Below are 16,870 nucleotides of genomic sequence, written 5' to 3'. Positions count from 1 at the left end.
TGTGCCGTCAGTTCTTCGCGGTGGCCCACGCCTGCTGGACGGCGAGGTCGGTCTTGACCTCGGTGAGCTGTACGGCCACGGCCGACGGGGCCGTACCGCCGCGGCCGCTGCGGGACGCGAGCGCACCGGCCACATTGAGGACCGTGCGGACCTCGGGGGTGAGGTGCTCGGAGATCTTCGCGAACTGCTCGTCGGTCAGCTCGTCGAGCTCGATGCCCTGCTGCTCGCACTCCTTGACGCACTCGCCCGCGACCTCGTGCGCGACGCGGAACGGCACGCCCTGCTTGACCAGCCACTCGGCGATGTCGGTGGCGAGCGAGAAGCCGGCCGGGGCCAGCTCCTCCATGCGCTCGCGGTTGACGGTGAGCGTGGCCATCATTCCGGTGAAGGCGGGCAGCAGGACTTCGAGCTGGTCGCAGGAGTCGAAGACCGGCTCCTTGTCCTCCTGGAGGTCGCGGTTGTACGCGAGCGGGAGCGCCTTCAGCGTGGCCATCAGGCCCGTCAGATTACCGATCAGCCGGCCGGACTTGCCGCGGGCCAGCTCGGCGATGTCCGGGTTCTTCTTCTGCGGCATGATCGAGGAGCCGGTGGAGAAGGCGTCGTGCAGGGTGACGAAGGAGAACTCCTTCGTGTTCCAGATGATGACCTCCTCCGCGATCCGGGAGAGGTTGACGCCGATCATCGCGGTGATGAACGCGAACTCGGCGGCGAAGTCGCGGGAGGCCGTGCCGTCGATGGAGTTGGCGACGGAGCCGTGCTCGAAGCCGAGGTCGGCGGCGACCGCCTCCGGGTCGAGCCCGAGGGACGACCCGGCCAGCGCGCCGGAGCCGTACGGGGAGACGGCGGTCCGCTCGTCCCACTGGCGCAGCCGCTCGGCGTCCCGGGAGAGGGACTGCACATGGGCGAGGACGTGATGGGCGAAGAGCACCGGCTGGGCGTGCTGCAGATGCGTACGCCCGGGCATCGCGACGTCCGGGTGCGCCTCGGCGAGGCCGACCAGGGCGCCCTGCAGCTCGGCGATCAGACCGCCGATGATCCGGGCGTGGTCGCGCAGGTACATCCGGAAGAGGGTGGCGATCTGGTCGTTGCGGGACCGGCCGGCCCGCAGCTTGCCGCCGAGGTCCGGGCCGAGGCGTTCCAGCAGGCCGCGCTCCAGCGCGGTGTGGACGTCCTCGTCGGCGACGGTGCCGGTGAACGAGCCGTCGGCGACATCGGCTCCGAGCTGGTCGAGACCGGCGATCATGCGGTTCAGCTCGTCCTCGGTGAGCAGGCCCGCCTTGTTCAGCACTCGCGCGTGGGCGCGGGAGCCGGCGATGTCGTACGGCGCGAGCCGCCAGTCGAAGTGGACGGAGGCGGACAGCTTGGCCAGCGCCTCGGCCGGACCGTCGGCGAAGCGGGCGCCCCAGAGGCGTACGTCGCTGTTGCCGTTGCCGTTGCTCACTGCGTGCTCCTCGGAAGAACAAGGGGGTGGATGTGCAGCCGCCTCCCCGCACGGAGGGTCGGGGAGGCGGTGACGTAACTACTGGGGGTCAGGCGAGGTCACGCTTCGCGGCGATCTTCGACGAGAGGCCGAAGATCTCGATGAAGCCCTGCGCCTTGGACTGGTCGAACGTGTCGCCCGAGTCGTAGGTGGCGAGGTTGAAATCGTAGAGCGACTGCTCGGACTTCCGGCCGGTGACGACGGCGCGGCCCGCGTGCATGGTCATCCGGATGTCACCGGTGACGTGCTGGTTGGCCTCGTTGATGAAGCCGTCCAGGGCGCGCTTGAGCGGCGAGAACCACAGGCCGTCGTAGACCAGCTCGCCCCAGCGCTGCTCGACCTGCCGCTTGTAGCGGGCCAGCTCGCGCTCGACGGTGACGTTCTCCAGCTCCTGGTGGGCGGTGATCAGTGCGATCGCGCCCGGGGCCTCGTACACCTCGCGGGACTTGATGCCCACGAGACGGTCCTCGACCATGTCGATCCGGCCGATGCCCTGGGCGCCGGCCCGCTGGTTGAGCTGCTGGATCGCCTGCAGGACGGTGACGGGCCTGCCGTCGATGGCCACGGGCACGCCCTCCTTGAAGGAGATGACGACCTCGTCGGCCTCCCGCGGGGTGGCGGGGTTCTCGGTGTACTCGTAGATGTCCTCGATCGGCGCGTTCCAGATGTCCTCCAGGAAGCCCGTCTCGACGGCACGCCCGAAGACGTTCTGGTCGATGGAGTACGGGGACTTCTTGGTGGTCGCGATCGGGAGGTTCTTCTCCTCACAGAAGGCGATCGCCTTGTCCCGGGTCATCGCGTAGTCACGGACCGGGGCGATGCACTTCAGGTCGGGGCCGAGCGCGGAGATACCGGCCTCGAAGCGGACCTGGTCGTTGCCCTTGCCGGTGCAGCCGTGGGCGACGATGCCGGCGTTGTGCTTGTTGGCGGCGGCGACGAGGTGCTTGACGATGGTCGGCCGGGACAGGGCCGAGACGAGCGGGTAGCGGTCCATGTAGAGGGCATTGGCCTTGATCGCCGGGAGGCAGTACTCCTCGGCGAACTCGTCCTTGGCGTCCGCGACCTCGGCCTCGACGGCACCGCAGGCGAGCGCGCGCTTACGGATGACTTCCAGGTCCTCGCCGCCCTGACCGACATCCACCGCAACGGCGATGACCTCAGCGCCCGTCTCCTCGGCGATCCAGCCGATGGCGACGGAGGTGTCCAGACCGCCCGAGTAGGCGAGTACGACGCGCTCGGTCACGGGTTTCTCCTTACGGTGCAATCACTGATGGGTATAACTATGCAGTCCTCCGTATGGTTTGTCAAAGGTGCAGGTGGGCGGCGCATCTCAGGGACCGTGCGCGGGAGGAAAATGCCGGACTCGAACGGTCCGGGGCCGTCCGGGCCCGGCCTCCGAGGAGTGGCTGCGCATCCGCACGGCGCAGGACCGGCCACGCGCGGCGCGTGCGGCGGCTCGGCGACTGCTGTGCGCGGCAGGCCTGCACCGGCACCCCACCAGCTGACATGGCCCCGCCTTCATCGGAGTTGGCGACGACAATGGCCACCATGGGTAAAACGTACGAGCGTATCGACGGACGGATCAGGACCTTCATCGAAGAGCAGCACATCTTCTTCACGGCGACCGCGCCGCTGGACGCAGAGGGCACGGTCAACCTCTCCCCCAAGGGGGTCAGCGGCTCCTTCGCCGTCATCGACGAACTGACCGTGGCCTATCTGGACTTCGCGGGCAGCAATGCGGAGACCGTCGCCCACCTCCGCGAGAACGGCCGCATCACGCTGATGTGGTGCGCCTTCCAGGGGCCGCCGAACATCGTGCGGGTGCACGGTCGCGGTGAGCCGGTCTTCCGCGGCGACCCGCGGTTCGGCCCATTGCTCGCCCGTTTCCCCGCTGTGGACCCCGGCCCGCACGGGCTGCGCGCCATCATCGTGGTGAAGGCCGAGCTGATCCGGGACACCTGTGGATTTGCCGTGCCCTTCATGTCGTACGACGAGGACCGGCCACTGCACGCCCAGCGCTTCGCCCGCGAGGACGACGCGTCGCTCAGTGTCTACTTCGAGAAGAAGGAGCACGTCGCGACGAGTATCGACGGGCTGCCGGGGCTGCCGCTCCCGCTGCCGGCCATGCCGCGCGCGGAATGAGATTGAGCCGTACGGAGCAGGTCCGGGGGTGACACGCCGCCGGACGGTCTAGCGTCCGGGACATGCGCAGATCTCTGGTGATCGGTTCGGTTCTGCTCGCGCTGGCGGGCTCGGTCGCGGCCCGGCCCGCCGGGGCGCCGGCTCTCCCGGGGCGGATGGCCGACACCGGCGGTGGTACCCAGTTGATCACGGCCGAGGCCCCGGCCACGGATTCCACCGCGGGCACCGTCACCTGGTGGAATCTGCGCCGGGGCATCTGGGTGAAGGGCGGGTCCGCACCGGCCCGGTTCGGCGCGAAGGGCCTGGCCGAGGGGACGTCGCGCAAGCAGGGCACCGACACCACACCCACCGGCCTGTACGACCTGCCGTACGCCTTCGGAATCAAGGCGGCACCGGCCGGCACCGTATACCCGTACCGCCGGGTCAACAGCCGGTCGTGGTGGTGCGAGGACACCGAGGCGCTGGCCTACAACCGCTGGGTGGAACCGCGGCCCGCGGACTGCCGGGCCGGTGAGTCGGAGCACCTGGCCGCGTATCCGACGCAGTACGCCCGCGCGCTCGTCATCGGCTTCAACTACGAGCGGCCGGTACGGGGACGTGGCGCCGGCATCTTCCTCCACGTCAACGGGCGTGGTGCGACCGCCGGTTGTGTCTCCGTACCTGCGGCCGCGATGGACCGGATCCTCGACTGGGTGGACCCGGCCCGCGGTCCGCACATCGCGATCGGGACCCGTTCGGGCCCGACCGCGATCACGCGCTACTGACGGACGCGGGGTACCCCGGCCGTTCAGCGCTCGTTCTGGGCCAGTCGCAGCAGGTGCTCGGCGAGCGCCTGACCGCCCGCCGGGTCACGGCTGATCAGCATCAGTGTGTCGTCACCCGCGATGGTGCCCAGGATGTCGTGCAGTTCGGCCTGGTCGATGGCCGAGGCGAGGAACTGGGCCGCGCCCGGAGGTGTACGCAGCACCACGAGGTTGGCCGAGGCCTCCGCCGAGATGAGCAGTTCGGCGGAGAGGCGCCGCATCCGCTCCTCCTTCGCGGACTCGCCCAGCGGTGCCTGCGGGGTACGGAAACCGCCCTCGCTCGGCACCGCGTAGATCAGCTCGCCGCCGGTGTTGCGGATCTTCACCGCGCCCAGCTCGTCCAGGTCGCGGGAGAGCGTCGCCTGGGTGACGCTCAGCCCGTCGTCGGCGAGGAGCTTGGCCAGCTGACTCTGCGAACGCACCGGCTGCCGGTTCAGGATGTCCACGATCCGGCGGTGGCGTGCGGTGCGGGTCTGCGGCACGGACGGCCCGCCGTGCTCGGTTTCCTGCGCCTCGGTCATCGTCGTCGCCTCATTCTCCGGATCGTCCGTCCCCTTTTGCCGCGTCGAGAGCGCCGGGCAGCGCCTGGAGGAACGCGTCCACCTCCGTGTCACCGATGATCAGCGGCGGCATGAGCCGCAGGACATCGGGGGCGGGTGCGTTCACCAGGACTCCGGCTCCCTGAGCCGCCTGTTGCACCTGAGGTGCGAGGGGCTCGGTGAGCACGATACCCAGCAGCAGCCCGGAGCCGCGGACATGGGAGACCAGCGGGTGCCCGAGACCCTCCACGCCGTCCCGGATCTTCTCGCCGAGCCGCTTCACATGGTCCAGGGCACCATCGGCCGCCAGGGTGTCCAGGACGGCGAGACCTGCGGCGCAGGCGATCGGGTTGCCGCCGAACGTCGTGCCGTGCTGGCCCGGCTCCAGCAGATCGGCCGCCGGACCGAACGCGACGGTCGCGCCGATCGGCAGTCCACCGCCGAGGCCCTTGGCGAGGGTGACGATGTCCGGCTCGACACCCTGGTGGGCCTGGTGCTCGAACCAGTGGCCGCAGCGGCCGATACCGGTCTGCACCTCGTCGAGGACGAGCAGGGTGCCGGTCGCCCGGGTGATCTCCCGGGCTGCCTCCAAGTAGCCCTTGGGCGGCACGACCACACCGTTCTCACCCTGGATGGGCTCGATGATCACCAGCGCGGTGTCGGTGGTCACGGCGGCCCGCAGCGCCTCGGCATCCCCGTACGGGACATGTGTGACATCGCCGGGCAACGGCTCGAAGGGCTCGCGCTTCTTGGGCTGACCGGTCAGCGCGAGTGCGCCCATGGTCCGGCCGTGGAAGCCGCCGTCGGTGGCGACCATGTGGGTCCGCCCGGTCAGCCGGCCGATCTTGAAGGCGGCCTCGTTGGCCTCGGCACCCGAGTTGGCGAAGTAGACCCTGCCGCCCTGGCCGAAGAGCTGCAGCAGCCGTTCGGCCAGGGCGACGGGCGGCGGTGCGATGAAGAGGTTGGAGACATGGCCGAGGGAGGCGATCTGGGTGGAGACGGCCTCGACGACGGCGGGGTGGGCGTGTCCGAGGGCGTTCACGGCGATACCGCCGACGAAGTCGAGGTACTCGGTGCCGTCGGCGTCCCACACATGGGCGCCTTCGCCTCGGACGAGGGACAGCTGGGGGGTGCCGTAGTTGTCCATCAGCGCGTGCTGCCAGCGCTGCGAGAGCTCCTGGTTGCTCATGACTCCCCCTGTGCGTCGGGCTGTGCGTCGGGCACGACCATCGTGCCGATTCCTTCGTCGGTGAAGATCTCCAGCAGGATCGAGTGCTGGACCCGGCCGTCGATGACACGGGCGGTCTCGACGCCGTTGCGTACGGCGTGCAGGCAGCCCTGCATCTTCGGGACCATGCCGCTGGACAGCTCGGGAAGCAGCTTCTCCAGCTCGGTGGCGGTGAGGCGGCTGATCACGTCGTCGCTGCCCGGCCAGTCCTCGTAGAGCCCCTCGACGTCGGTGAGGACCATCAGCGTCTCGGCGTTCAGGGCGGCGGCGAGTGCGGCGGCCGCGGTGTCGGCGTTGACGTTGTAGACGTGGTTGTCGTCGGCGGAGCGTGCGATGGAGGAGACGACGGGGATCCGGCCGTCGTCCAGCAGCGCCTGGATCGCCCCGGTGTCTATGGCGGTGATCTCGCCGACCCGGCCGATGTCGACGAGTTCGCCGTCGATGGTCGGCCTGTGCTGGGTGGCGGTGATGGTGTGGGCGTCCTCGCCGGTCATGCCGACGGCGAGCGGGCCGTGCTGGTTGAGCAGGCCGACGAGCTCGCGCTGGACCTGTCCGGCCAGCACCATCCGTACGACGTCCATCGCCTCGGGCGTAGTGACGCGCAGACCGGCCTTGAACTCGCTGACCAGGCCCTGCTTGTCGAGCTGGGCGCTGATCTGCGGGCCGCCGCCGTGCACGACGACGGGCTTGAGGCCGGCCTGGCGCAGGAAGACGACGTCCTGGGCGAAGGCCGCCTTCAGCTCCTCGTCGATCATGGCGTTGCCGCCGAACTTGATGACGACGGTCTTGCCGTTGTGCCGGGTCAGCCAGGGCAGCGCCTCGATGAGAATCTGTGCCTTCGGAAGTGCGGTGTGCTTCCGCGCCGTGGTCATGAGCTGTACGCGCTGTTCTCGTGGACGTAGTCGGCAGTGAGGTCGTTGGCCCAGATGACGGCCGACTCGGTCCCGGTGGCCAGGTCGGCGGTGATCTTCACTTCCCGGTAGCGCATGTCGACCAGGTCGCGGTCCTCGCCGACGCCGCCGTTCTTGCAGACCCATACGCCGTTGATGGCGACATTCAGCTGGTCCGGTTCGAAGGCGGCCTTCGTCGTGCCGATCGCGGAGAGGACCCGGCCCCAGTTGGGGTCCTCGCCGTGGATGGCGCACTTGAGGAGGTTGTTACGGGCGATGGACCGGCCCACCTCGACGGCGTCGTCCTCGGTCGCGGCGTTGATGACCTCGATCCGGATGTCCTTGGAGGCGCCCTCGGCGTCACCGATGAGCTGTCGGGCGAGGTCGGCGCAGACGGTCCGTACGGCCTCGGTGAACTCGTCCTGCTCCGGGGTGATCCCACTCGCGCCGGAGGCCAGCAGCAGCACGGTGTCGTTGGTCGACATGCAGCCGTCCGAGTCGACCCGGTCGAAGGTGGTGCGGGTGGCGGCGCGCAGCGCGGTGTCCAGCGCCGGCGCTTCCACGTCGGCGTCGGTGGTGAGGACGACCAGCATGGTGGCGAGACCCGGGGCGAGCATGCCGGCGCCCTTGGCCATACCGCCGACGGTCCACCCCTCGCCGCCCGCTACGGCGGTCTTGTGGACGGTGTCGGTGGTCTTGATCGCGATGGCGGCCTTCTCGCCACCGTGCTCACTGAGGGCGGCGACTGCCTTCTCGATGCCGGGCAGCAGCTTGTCCATCGGAAGCAGCGTGCCGATCAGCCCGGTCGATGCGACCGCGATCTCGCCCGCGCTGTGACCGGTGAGGACCTCGGCGGCCTTCTCTGCGGTGGCGTGGGTGTCCTGGAAGCCCTGCGGGCCCGTACAGGCGTTGGCACCACCGGAGTTGAGAACGACGGCACTGACCTCGCCGCCCTTGAGTACCTGCTCCGACCAGAGGACGGGGGCGGCCTTGACGCGGTTGGAGGTGAAGACGCCCGCGGCGGATCGACGCGGACCGTGGTTGACCACGAGGGCCAGGTCCGGGTTACCGCTCTCCTTGATTCCCGCGGCGATGCCCGCCGCCGAGAAACCCTGTGCTGCCGTGACACTCACGGTGCGACTCCGATCGTGGAAAGACCTGTGTCCTCGGGAAGTCCGAGGGCGATGTTCATGCTCTGCAGGGCGCCGCCGGCGGTGCCCTTGGCGAGGTTGTCGATGGCGCTGATGGCGATGATCCGGCCTGCCGCCTCGTCGTGAGCGACCTGGATCTGTACGGCGTTGGAACCGTGGACGGACGCTGTGGCGGGCCACTGTCCCTCGGGGAGCAGGTCGACGAACGGCTCCTCGGCGAACGCCTTCTCGTACACGTCACGGACGGTCTGGGCGCTCACGCCCGGCTTCGCCTTCGCGCTGCACGTCGCGAGGATGCCGCGGGGCATCGGCGCCAGGGTCGGCGTGAAGGAGACCGTGACCGGTTCACCGGCCGCGGCGCTGAGGTTCTGGATCATCTCGGGGGTGTGCCGGTGGACCCCGCCGACGCCGTACGGGGACATGTTGCCCATCACTTCGGAACCGAGCAGATGCGGCTTGGCCGCCTTGCCCGCCCCGGAGGTACCGGACGCGGCGACGATCACGGCCTCGGGCTCGGCCAGCTGGGCGGCGTACGCCGGGAAGAGCGCGAGGGAGACGGCAGTCGGGTAGCAGCCGGGCACAGCGATGCGCTTGGATCCCGCCAACGCCGGGCGCCCGCCCGGCAGTTCGGGCAGACCGTAGGGCCAGGTCCCGGCGTGCGGCGAGCCGTAGAACTTCTCCCAGTCCGCTGCGTTGCCGAGCCGGAAGTCGGCGCCCATGTCCACCACCAGCACCTCGTCACCGAGCTGCTCGGCGACGGCGGCGGACTGCCCGTGCGGAAGGGCGAGGAAGACGACATCGTGCCCGGCGAGGACCTCCGGCGTGGTCGGCTGAAGCACACGGCCGGCAAGCGGCCGCAGATGCGGTTGCAGCGCACCGAGCTTCTGACCCGCGTTGGAGTTGGCGGTGAGGGTCCCGATCTCGACCTCCGGGTGGACCAGCAGGAGACGGAGCAGCTCCCCACCGGCGTATCCGCTCGCCCCTGCCACTGCTGCACGTACCACCATCGAAATCCTCCTCGTCGATGGCATGACTATACGCAGCTATGCACTTTTATGCAAAGGTAGCCACCACAGCGGGGTCCGAACTCACGCACTAGCCGAGCGCGCGGTCGAGACCGAAGGCCGCGCTGATCAGCGCCAGGTGGGTGAAGGCCTGAGGGAAGTTCCCGGTCTGCTCCCCGGTATGGCCGATCTCCTCCGCATACAGGCCGAGGTGGTTGGCGTACGTGAGCATCTTCTCGAACGCGAGTCGGGCCTCGTCCAGGCGGCCGGCGCGGGCCAGCGCCTCGACGTACCAGAACGAGCAGATCGAGAACGTGCCCTCATCGCCCCGCAGTCCGTCCGGGCTGGCCTGCGGGTCGTAGCGGTAGACCAGCGAGTCGGACACCAGGTCCTCGCCCAGCGCGTCCAGCGTGGCAAGCCACTTCGGGTCGGTCGGGGAGACGAACTTCGCCAGCGGCATCATCAGCAGGGACGCATCGAGGACGTGGCCGTCCTCGTACTGGACGAAGGCATGCCGCTCGTCGGACCAGCCATGGCGCATGATCCGGCGATAGATCGCATCCCGGGCCCGCCCCCACCGCACGATGTCGACGGGCAGGCCGCGATGCTGGGCCAGCCGCATGGCGCGCTCGATGGCCACCCAGCACATCAATCGCGAGTAGAGGAAGTTCTTGCGCCCGCTTCGCGTCTCCCAGATCCCCTCGTCGGGCTGGTCCCAGTGGTCGCACAGCCAGTCGACCACCTCACTGATGCTGTCCCAGTGCGCACTGGAGATGGGCTGCCCCCACTTGTTGTAGAGGTAGAGGGCGTCGGTGAGCGCCCCGTAGATGTCCAGCTGCAACTGGCCGACGGCATCATTGCCGACGCGTACGGGGGCCGAGCCCCGGTACCCCTCGAGATGGGTCAGCTCGCGCTCGGGCAGCTCACGACGCCCGTCGATGCCGTACATGATCTGCAGCGGGCCGGTCGTCTCGGTCACTTCGAGTGGGACATGCTCGGAAAGGAAACCCATGAAGGCCTCGGCCTCCTCGGTGAAGCCGAGCCTGAGCAGCGCATACACACAGAACGCTGCGTCACGGATCCATACGTAGCGGTAGTCCCAGTTGCGCTCGCCCCCGATGCGTTCGGGCAGACTGGTGGTCGGCGCGGCGATGATGGCGCCGGTCGGGGCGTAGGTGAGCAGCTTCAGAGTGAGGGCGGAGCGGTGCACCATCTCCCGCCAGCGACCGCGGTACCGCGACCGGGACAGCCACCGCCGCCAGTACCCGACGGTGGCGTTGAACTGCTGCTCCGCCTCGGACAGCGGGCAGAAGCGGGGCGCCACGTCACCGCCGACCCGGTCGAGGGCGAAGACCGCGGACTCGCCCTCATGCAGCTTGAACAGCGACCATACGTCCTGGCCGGCGACCTCGAGCGGCACACTCGACGTCAGCGCGAGAGTGAGTGAGGGCGATTCGAAGACCGCCTGGCCATGCTGTGCGTGCACGGTGTGCGACTGCGCCCCGTACTCGAAACGGGGGGCCACACGGGCGCGGAACGGCAGCGATCCGCGGACGCACACCACGCGGCGGATCAGACGGTGCCGGTCGGCCTCGCGCGAATCGTCGAGTACCGGCATGAAGTCCTGGACCTCGCCGACGCCGTCCTCCGCGAAGAAGCGGGTGATCAGCACATTGGTGTCGGGGAAGTAGAACTGCTTGGTACGCGTCGGGGCATCCGCCGCGAGCTCGAAGTACCCGCCACGGTCGGCGTCGAGGATCGAGGCGAAGACACTGGGTGCGTCGAAGCGCGGGCAGCAGTACCAGTCGATGGTGCCGTTGGTGCCCACCAGCGCCGCGCTGCGCAGATCGCCGATCAGGCCGTGCTCGGCAACCGGCAGATAGCGGGGCGCGCCGACACCCGGGGATGCGCCGAAAGTACTGAACGTCCCGGTGCTCGCGTTGGCCTCCACAGTCACAACGGACCTCCCTGAGCCTGCGCACCCCTTCTTCAGGCTAACCAGTCGTCGGCGTGCGGGACAGCGGGCGCGAAGGCCGCTGTGTCCATTACCGCCGCCACGTCGACGGGCCCGGCACCGTGCCCGCCCGTCGGCGCCGAGCGCATCGATGTCAGGATGGTTCCATGACGAGCAAGGTTTACTTCGACATCACCATCAATGACGAGCCCGCTGGGCGGATCACGTTCAATCTGTTCGACGACGTCGTTCCCAAGACCGCGGAGAACTTCCGCGCGCTGGCGACCGGCGAGAAGGGCTTCGGCTACAAGGGATCGTCCTTCCACCGGATCATCCCCGACTTCATGCTGCAGGGCGGCGACTTCACCCAGGGCAACGGCACGGGTGGCAAGAGCATCTACGGGGCGAAGTTCCCGGACGAGAACTTCAAGCTCGCGCACACCAAGCCGGGCCTGCTCTCCATGGCCAACAGCGGCCCCGACTCCAACGGCTCCCAGTTCTTCATCACGACTATCGTGACGTCGTGGCTGGACGGCAAGCACGTGGTGTTCGGTGAGGTCGACAACCAGGAGAGCATGGACCTGGTCAAGAAGATCGAGGCCCTCGGTTCGCAGAGCGGCCGGCCCCAGGCGAAGATCACCATCGCGGACAGCGGCGTCCTCTGACCCGCATACGGAACCGCTGAACGAGCGCGCCGTCCGACGGACTCCGTCGGACGGCGCGCTCCGTCGTATCCGGCCGGAGAGGGACAGCCACGGCCGACCGGCCGGCCGTGCGATTCCGCTCGCTACGATGTCCGGATGGGGAACGTCTTTCACGGCGGGGGCCGCAGCCTGTCCATGTCCAACGGGGGCACGGACGTCTTCGTCGATGTGCTCATGCTGGCCGTGTCCGACCTCGCCGACAGCACCTGGGAGCACCGCTTCGCCACTCTGCTGACCTTGCAGGACCAGAGCGTCATCGGGCGCGGGGCGGTCGGGTTCGATCTGGAGGACGTCGACTGGGGCCGCTCCCCGCACGAGCAGGCCGCGGCGAAGGACTTCGTCCTGCGGGTGCTCGATCTCGCGCTGCGCAGGCACCGGTGGGACGAACTCGACTACGAGCCACCCTTCGCCGAGGGCTGTCTGCGGCAGTACCGGGAGATGGTCGAGGCATTCGATCCGGCCGACGTGGAGCGGCCGAGCGGCGGCTTCCCCTTTCCCGGCCCGGAGGAAGCCGCCATGGCCTCGTGCGTACGGCACCGCGTCCTGTGCGCGCCGGCCCATTGGGAGGCGTGCGTCTTCTGTACGGCGCTCTGGTGATCCCGCACCGGTAACACGGCTTCCGCAGCCTTCACTGTCAACTGACGGTTGACAGTGAAGCTGACGTTCCAGGAGGCCCTGCGGATGGGCCACAACTACGTCGGCACGGAACACATCCTGCTCGCCCTGCTGGAGGAACTCACCCGGCAGCAGACCGGTGATCCGCCGGACCACCTCGCCGACCAGGAAGCCGTACGTGAGGGCGTGGCAGCCGGACCGTGTGCCGGGCTCCCACCAGGGCTCGGTCGCCGCAAGCCGGGCGGTGGTCAGATCCCGGTCGTAGAGCTCGGCCAGGGTGTGCGGCTCGCGCAGCCCGGCCAGCCCCGCGCGGTGCGAGAGCAGATGGCGTACGAGCACGGCCTCCTTGCCCGCCGCGGCGAATTCCGGCCAGTACGCGGCGACCGGGGCGTCGAGGTCGAGCAGGCCCCGGTCGGCGAGGCCGTGGGCGCAGAGGGCGGTCGGGCCCTTGGCCGTGGACCGGACGTTGACCAGGGTGTCCCGCTCCCAGGGGCGGTTGCGGGCGGCGTCGGCCCAGCCGCCCCAGAGGTCGACCACCGGCTCTCCGCCGATCAGTACGGTCACGGCCGCGCCCAGTTCGTCGCGCTCCCGGAAGTTCGCTTCGAACGCGGTGCGCACCGCGGAGAATCGGTCGTCGCAGTGGCCGTAAATCCGCGGCACGGTGGCCTCCCTCGCCTGGGACATGCCTGTGGGACTCGGCGGGTACGCAACGTACCGACCGGTCGGACCGGCGGGAAGACGTGACGCACCCACGAGCGGCGGGCGTTCAGCGGGCTCCCGCTTCGAGCCTGAGGCTCCAGCGGCCCGGCATACCGGTGAGCGTGACCGTGGACAGCGGTCGGACGTCGACGTTCCAGTACGTCGACGGCGGGGCCTTGAGCGCATAGACGAGGGCGGCCCGGACGACTGCCGGTTCGGCGACGGCGACGATGGCGCCGTCGCATGCGGGGCGGGTCTCCAGCCAGCCCCCTATCCGCGAGATGAAGGCGAGCAGCGGTTCACCACCGTGCGGGGCGGAGCGCGGGTCCGCGAGCCAGGCGTCGACGGCCGCAGGTTCGCATGCCGTGACATCGGCGAGGGTGCAGCCGCGCCAGCGGCCCATGTCGCAGTCGCGCAGGGCGGGCTGGACGAGCGGGGCGTAACCGAGCGCCTCGCCGGTGGCGCGGCTGCGTGGGGTCGGTGAGCAGTAGCGCAGTTCGGCGGCGCCCAGGAGGGGTACCAGGGCGTGGGCGGCGAGCTGCACCTCGTGCCGGCCGGCGTGGTCGAGCGGCCGGTCGTCGTCGAAGCGCTCGGCGAGCAGGGCGGAGCTGCGCGCCGCGGCGACGAGCGAGACTCGAACAGTCATGGCGGTGATCGTGGATCCCAACGCCACGCGGGTCAAGGGCCTTCGCAAGCACTTCCGGCTCGGCCGAGCCGGATGTACATCCACGTGTGCGGGTCCTTCAGTGGCTTGAAGCCGACCTTCTCGTAGACCCCGTGGGCGTCCTCGGTGGCGAGCGTGAACCTGCCGTGGTGGATACGGGCCGCGTCCGGGCGGGACGGGTCGGACGAGATCTCGTGACGCTGCCGGGGCGTGTCGTCGTTCACGGCCGGAGGTCATCCCCCCAAGCCGGTCAGGACTTCGCCGCAGGCGGTGCGCAGGCGTCGGACCCCCTCGGCGATCTCGACCGCCCCGGCGACCGCGGCGAAGCTCAACCGGATCTGCGGGAAAGGGGGTTCGGCGCAGAAGTACGGGCGGCCGGGTGCGATGGCCACGCCCGCGCGCAGGGCCGCCGACACCACTGCGGACTCGTCCGTACCGGCTTCCGTGTCGGGCAGGCGCAGCCACAGGCTGCCGCCGCCCGCGGGGATGTGCGGGAGCGCGAGGGCGGGCAGCTCCTGCCGCAGGGCCGTCGTCATGGCGGTGCGCCGCTTTCTCAGCTCGGTCGATACCGAACGCAGATGGTGACCCCATGCCGGGGAGCCGACCAGTTCGAGCGCGGCCTCCTGGAGCGGTCGGGGTACGAAGAAGCTGTCGACGATCTGGATGGCGCGCAGCCGTCCCAGCACCGGACCGCGGGCGGCGAGCGCGCCCACCCGCAGGCTGGGCGAGGTGACCTTGGTCAGGGAGCAGACGTGGACGACCACACCGTCGGGGTCGTCGGCGGCCAGGGGTGCGGGCAGTGGCCCGGCGTCGTCGTGGACCAGTCCGCGGGCGAAGTCGTCCTCGATGACGAAGGCTCCCGCCGCACGGGCGATCCGCACGACCTCGCCGCGCCGCTCGGGGGCGAGGACCGCGCCGGTCGGGTTCTGGAAGAGCGGCTGGCAGACGAAGACGCGGGCGCCGGTGGCCCGGAAGGCGGCGGCGAGCAGTTCCGGCCGCACGCCGTCGGCGTCGACGGGTACCGGTACGGGCCGCAGTCCGGTGGCGCGGGCGGCGGCCAGCATTCCCGGGTAGGTGGGCGATTCGACCAGGACCGGGGCGCCGGGCGGGGCGAGGGCGCGCAGCGCGGTGGCCAGGGCGCTCTGGCCACCCGCGGTGATCAGTACGTCGGCGGCGGTGAGCGCGGGCCCGATCTCCCGGGCGAACCAGGCACGCAGTTCGGTCAGACCGTCGGTGGGCGGGCGGTCCCAGGCGCCGGGGCGGCGGCCGGCCCTGGCGAGAGCGGCGGCAAGCGCCCGCTCCGGCTGGAGCGAGGAGTGGAGGTAGCCGCCGTTGAGCTCGATGACGCCGGGCGGCGGTGCGGTGAGCGTGACCAGGACACCGGAGGCGTCGACGGTACGCGGCACCGCTTCGGGGCCGCCGTCGCCGCTGAGGGAGACCTCCTGCCAGGAGGTGTCGCCCGGCGGGGGCACATCGGTACGGGGCTGCGCCCGGAAGGCGCCGGAGCCGGGGCGGGTGACGACGAGCCCCTCGGCGGCGAGCTGGGCAATGGCCCGGGAGACGGTGACGGGGCTGACCCGGAAGCGCTCCACGAGGGCCCGGCTCGATGGCAGCTTTCCACCTGGTGAGTAGCGATTCAGTTCACTGCGGAGAGAATCAACGAGTTCAGCGACACTGCTACGCTCTTGCATGAAAGTTAAGGATAGCGCTACTACACAAAGCGCGATAGCGGTTGGCTCATCGACGGCCGGCACGGCGAACCGCGGCGGCATGGTTCTCGCCGGGCTCGGTGTCGTCGCCTTCTCGTTGACCTTCCCGTCCACGGCCTGGGGCCTGGAGAGCTTCGGCCCCTGGTCGCTGGTGGCGCTGCGCACCCTGCTCGCCGCCGCGATCGCGGGTGGTGTGCTGCTGGCAGGCCGTGTCCCGGTGCCGGACCGCCGGCACCGGGCCGGGCTCGTCGTCGTCGCCGCCGGTGTGGTGGTCGGCTTCCCGCTGCTGACGACGCTGGCGCTGCAGACGTCGACGACCTCGCACGCAGCCGTTGTGGTGGGGCTGCTGCCGCTGACCACCGCGGTGTTCTCCTCGCTGCGGACCGGGGCGCGGCCGCCACGTGCCTTCTGGATCGCGGCGCTCGCCGGGGCGGCCGTGGTGATCGCGTTCACCGTGCAGGAGAGCGGTGGTGCGCTGTCCGGCGGTGATCTGTATCTGTTCGGTGCACTGCTGGTGTGCGCGGCGGGATACACCGAGGGCGGCAGGCTGGCCGGGATCATGCCGGGCTGGCAGGTGGTCGGCTGGGCCCTGATTCTCTCCCTGCCGCTCGCAGTGGCGGGGGCGGCCATCGCGTTGCCGCTGGAGCCGGTGCGGCTGACCACGCACGGAGTGATCGGACTGGTCTGGGTGGCGGCCGGGTCCACCTTCTTCGGCCTGTACGTCTGGTACCGCGGGATGGCGGAGATCGGGGTTCCGCAGGCCAGCCAGCTTCAGCTCGCACAGCCGTTGCTGACGCTGGTGTGGTCGTTCTTCCTGCTCGGCGAGGAGGTCTCGGCGACGGCGCCGGTGGCGGCAATCGCGGTGCTCGTCTGCATCGCGGCCACCCAGCGGACGGGGCGCGCCCGGCGTCGTGGGTGAGAACCACGCACCTCCCACCGGGCGAAGTCGCTTTTCGGTCATAGACTTGTCGACAAGGACCGCACCCGTGAGGAGGTCACTCCCGATGGAGGCACACGCGGGCGACCGGCTGCTGACGCACGGCAGGACCGTGGGACAGCACGACCGGGTCGCAGAGATCGTCGAAGTGCTCGGGGCCGGGGGCACTCCCCCGTACCGCGTCCGCTTCGAGGACGGACACGAACACCTGATTTCGCCCGGTCCCGACAGCGTCGTACAGCACACCGTCGTCCGGAAGCAGGCACCGGAGACCCCGTAGCGGCCTCCGGCGGACGGCACTGCTCTTCGCCCCCCGGGCCCTGGGCGGGCCGATCAGTTTCCGGCAGCCCG

At 70.0% G+C, this 16,870-nt stretch carries 17 protein-coding genes and 2 pseudogenes; 7 read left to right on the top strand and 12 right to left on the bottom strand.

Annotated features, from left to right (window positions below):
• Positions 1-7 precede the first annotated feature (7 nt).
• Both argH and NRF20_RS35795 read right to left on the bottom strand, forming a co-directional pair.
• A complete protein-coding gene (argH, locus tag NRF20_RS35800; protein ID WP_398629047.1) occupies positions 8-1,441 on the bottom strand; it encodes an argininosuccinate lyase in 1,434 nt (477 codons plus the stop codon).
• Between the two features lie 88 nt (positions 1,442-1,529).
• A complete protein-coding gene (locus NRF20_RS35795; RefSeq protein ID WP_266363012.1) occupies positions 1,530-2,723 on the bottom strand; it encodes an argininosuccinate synthase in 1,194 nt (397 codons plus the stop codon).
• A gap of 305 nt (positions 2,724-3,028) precedes the next feature.
• On the opposite strand from NRF20_RS35795, the gene NRF20_RS35790 reads away from it, so the two are divergent.
• Both NRF20_RS35790 and NRF20_RS35785 read left to right on the top strand, forming a co-directional pair.
• Positions 3,029-3,622, top strand: a complete 594-nt coding sequence (locus tag NRF20_RS35790) for a pyridoxamine 5'-phosphate oxidase family protein (RefSeq protein WP_398629048.1) — start codon at positions 3,029-3,031, stop codon at positions 3,620-3,622.
• 62 nt (positions 3,623-3,684) lie between these two features.
• Complete coding sequence (locus NRF20_RS35785) at positions 3,685-4,386, top strand: L,D-transpeptidase (protein ID WP_398629049.1); 702 nt, start codon at positions 3,685-3,687, stop codon at positions 4,384-4,386.
• A 23-nt stretch (positions 4,387-4,409) separates the two neighbouring features.
• Here NRF20_RS35785 and NRF20_RS35780 read toward each other — a convergent pair whose 3' ends face one another.
• The 6 genes from NRF20_RS35780 to NRF20_RS35755 all read right to left on the bottom strand — a co-directional run bounded on the left by NRF20_RS35780 (position 4,410) and on the right by NRF20_RS35755 (position 11,188).
• On the bottom strand, positions 4,410-4,946 hold the full coding sequence (locus NRF20_RS35780; protein ID WP_114243569.1) for an arginine repressor: 537 nt from the start codon (positions 4,944-4,946) through the stop codon (positions 4,410-4,412).
• Positions 4,947-4,956: 10 nt separating this feature from the next.
• Positions 4,957-6,153 (bottom strand): acetylornithine transaminase, encoded by a 1,197-nt coding sequence (locus NRF20_RS35775; protein ID WP_398629050.1) that lies wholly within the window; start codon positions 6,151-6,153, stop codon positions 4,957-4,959.
• A complete protein-coding gene (gene argB / locus NRF20_RS35770) occupies positions 6,150-7,064 on the bottom strand; it encodes an acetylglutamate kinase (protein ID WP_266362984.1) in 915 nt (304 codons plus the stop codon). The genes NRF20_RS35775 and argB overlap by 4 nt, the downstream gene beginning before the upstream one ends.
• On the bottom strand, positions 7,061-8,215 hold the full coding sequence (argJ, locus tag NRF20_RS35765) for a bifunctional glutamate N-acetyltransferase/amino-acid acetyltransferase ArgJ (RefSeq protein ID WP_398629051.1): 1,155 nt from the start codon (positions 8,213-8,215) through the stop codon (positions 7,061-7,063). The genes argB and argJ overlap by 4 nt, the downstream gene beginning before the upstream one ends.
• Positions 8,212-9,240 (bottom strand): N-acetyl-gamma-glutamyl-phosphate reductase, encoded by a 1,029-nt coding sequence (gene argC / locus NRF20_RS35760; protein WP_398629052.1) that lies wholly within the window; start codon positions 9,238-9,240, stop codon positions 8,212-8,214. The genes argJ and argC overlap by 4 nt, the downstream gene beginning before the upstream one ends.
• An 88-nt stretch (positions 9,241-9,328) precedes the next feature.
• The gene (locus tag NRF20_RS35755; protein WP_398629231.1) at positions 9,329-11,188 is read right to left on the bottom strand and encodes a glycoside hydrolase family 15 protein; all 1,860 of its coding nucleotides are present in this window, start codon (positions 11,186-11,188) and stop codon (positions 9,329-9,331) included.
• A gap of 170 nt (positions 11,189-11,358) precedes the next feature.
• Between NRF20_RS35755 and NRF20_RS35750 the strand changes: the two genes are divergently transcribed.
• From NRF20_RS35750 to NRF20_RS35740, 3 genes and pseudogenes are all read left to right on the top strand, one after another.
• Positions 11,359-11,856, top strand: a complete 498-nt coding sequence (locus tag NRF20_RS35750) for a peptidylprolyl isomerase (RefSeq protein ID WP_398629053.1) — start codon at positions 11,359-11,361, stop codon at positions 11,854-11,856.
• A 135-nt stretch (positions 11,857-11,991) separates the two neighbouring features.
• Positions 11,992-12,492, top strand: coding sequence for a hypothetical protein (locus tag NRF20_RS35745; RefSeq protein WP_413753930.1), 501 nt, complete (start codon positions 11,992-11,994; stop codon positions 12,490-12,492).
• A 45-nt stretch (positions 12,493-12,537) separates the two neighbouring features.
• Positions 12,538-12,627: pseudogene (locus tag NRF20_RS35740) on the top strand (Clp protease N-terminal domain-containing protein); the annotation flags it as partial.
• Here the strand turns inward: NRF20_RS35740 and NRF20_RS35735 are convergent.
• The 4 genes and pseudogenes from NRF20_RS35735 to NRF20_RS35720 form a co-directional block, all read right to left on the bottom strand.
• A pseudogene (locus tag NRF20_RS35735) lies at positions 12,624-13,194 on the bottom strand (serine hydrolase domain-containing protein); the annotation flags it as partial. The pseudogenes NRF20_RS35740 and NRF20_RS35735 sit on opposite strands and share 4 nt — an antisense overlap.
• Positions 13,195-13,276: 82 nt before the next feature.
• Positions 13,277-13,855: a histidine phosphatase family protein gene (locus NRF20_RS35730; RefSeq protein WP_398629055.1), complete on the bottom strand. Its 579-nt coding sequence runs from the start codon at positions 13,853-13,855 to the stop codon at positions 13,277-13,279.
• A gap of 32 nt (positions 13,856-13,887) precedes the next feature.
• Entirely contained in the window at positions 13,888-14,097 is a 210-nt protein-coding gene (locus tag NRF20_RS35725) for a hypothetical protein (RefSeq protein WP_413753929.1), read from the bottom strand.
• 9 nt (positions 14,098-14,106) lie between these two features.
• The gene (locus NRF20_RS35720; RefSeq protein WP_413753928.1) at positions 14,107-15,564 is read right to left on the bottom strand and encodes a PLP-dependent aminotransferase family protein; all 1,458 of its coding nucleotides are present in this window, start codon (positions 15,562-15,564) and stop codon (positions 14,107-14,109) included.
• Here NRF20_RS35720 and NRF20_RS35715 point away from each other — a divergent pair.
• Positions 15,563-16,501 carry a DMT family transporter gene (locus NRF20_RS35715; RefSeq protein ID WP_413753927.1) on the top strand — a complete coding sequence of 313 codons (939 nt, stop codon included), beginning with the start codon at positions 15,563-15,565 and terminating at the stop codon, positions 16,499-16,501. The genes NRF20_RS35720 and NRF20_RS35715 overlap by 2 nt on opposite strands.
• 85 nt (positions 16,502-16,586) lie before the next feature.
• The gene (locus tag NRF20_RS35710; protein WP_093896107.1) at positions 16,587-16,799 is read left to right on the top strand and encodes a DUF1918 domain-containing protein; all 213 of its coding nucleotides are present in this window, start codon (positions 16,587-16,589) and stop codon (positions 16,797-16,799) included.
• Positions 16,800-16,870: the final 71 nt, after the last annotated feature.

Origin of the sequence: Streptomyces sp. R-74717, from assembly GCF_047305335.1 — a bacterium.
GTDB lineage: Bacteria > Actinomycetota > Actinomycetes > Streptomycetales > Streptomycetaceae > Streptomyces > Streptomyces atratus.
This window is presented reverse-complemented; position numbering and strand designations above follow the sequence as displayed.

Bases quoted from the DNA above. Each gene is read 5' to 3' on its own strand.
- NRF20_RS35750 (WP_398629053.1), top strand. From the start codon at position 11,359: ATGACGAGCAAGGTTTACTTCGACATCACCATCAATGACGAGCCCGCT.
- NRF20_RS35790 (WP_398629048.1), top strand. From the start codon at position 3,029: ATGGGTAAAACGTACGAGCGTATCGACGGACGGATCAGGACCTTCATC.
- argC (WP_398629052.1), bottom strand. From the start codon at position 9,240: ATGGTGGTACGTGCAGCAGTGGCAGGGGCGAGCGGATACGCCGGTGGG.
- NRF20_RS35780 (WP_114243569.1), bottom strand. From the start codon at position 4,946: ATGACCGAGGCGCAGGAAACCGAGCACGGCGGGCCGTCCGTGCCGCAG.
- argB (WP_266362984.1), bottom strand. From the start codon at position 7,064: ATGACCACGGCGCGGAAGCACACCGCACTTCCGAAGGCACAGATTCTC.
- NRF20_RS35785 (WP_398629049.1), top strand. From the start codon at position 3,685: ATGCGCAGATCTCTGGTGATCGGTTCGGTTCTGCTCGCGCTGGCGGGC.
- NRF20_RS35745 (WP_413753930.1), top strand. From the start codon at position 11,992: ATGGGGAACGTCTTTCACGGCGGGGGCCGCAGCCTGTCCATGTCCAAC.
- NRF20_RS35710 (WP_093896107.1), top strand. From the start codon at position 16,587: ATGGAGGCACACGCGGGCGACCGGCTGCTGACGCACGGCAGGACCGTG.
- NRF20_RS35775 (WP_398629050.1), bottom strand. From the start codon at position 6,153: ATGAGCAACCAGGAGCTCTCGCAGCGCTGGCAGCACGCGCTGATGGAC.
- NRF20_RS35715 (WP_413753927.1), top strand. From the start codon at position 15,563: ATGAAAGTTAAGGATAGCGCTACTACACAAAGCGCGATAGCGGTTGGC.
- NRF20_RS35730 (WP_398629055.1), bottom strand. From the start codon at position 13,855: ATGACTGTTCGAGTCTCGCTCGTCGCCGCGGCGCGCAGCTCCGCCCTG.
- NRF20_RS35720 (WP_413753928.1), bottom strand. From the start codon at position 15,564: ATGCAAGAGCGTAGCAGTGTCGCTGAACTCGTTGATTCTCTCCGCAGT.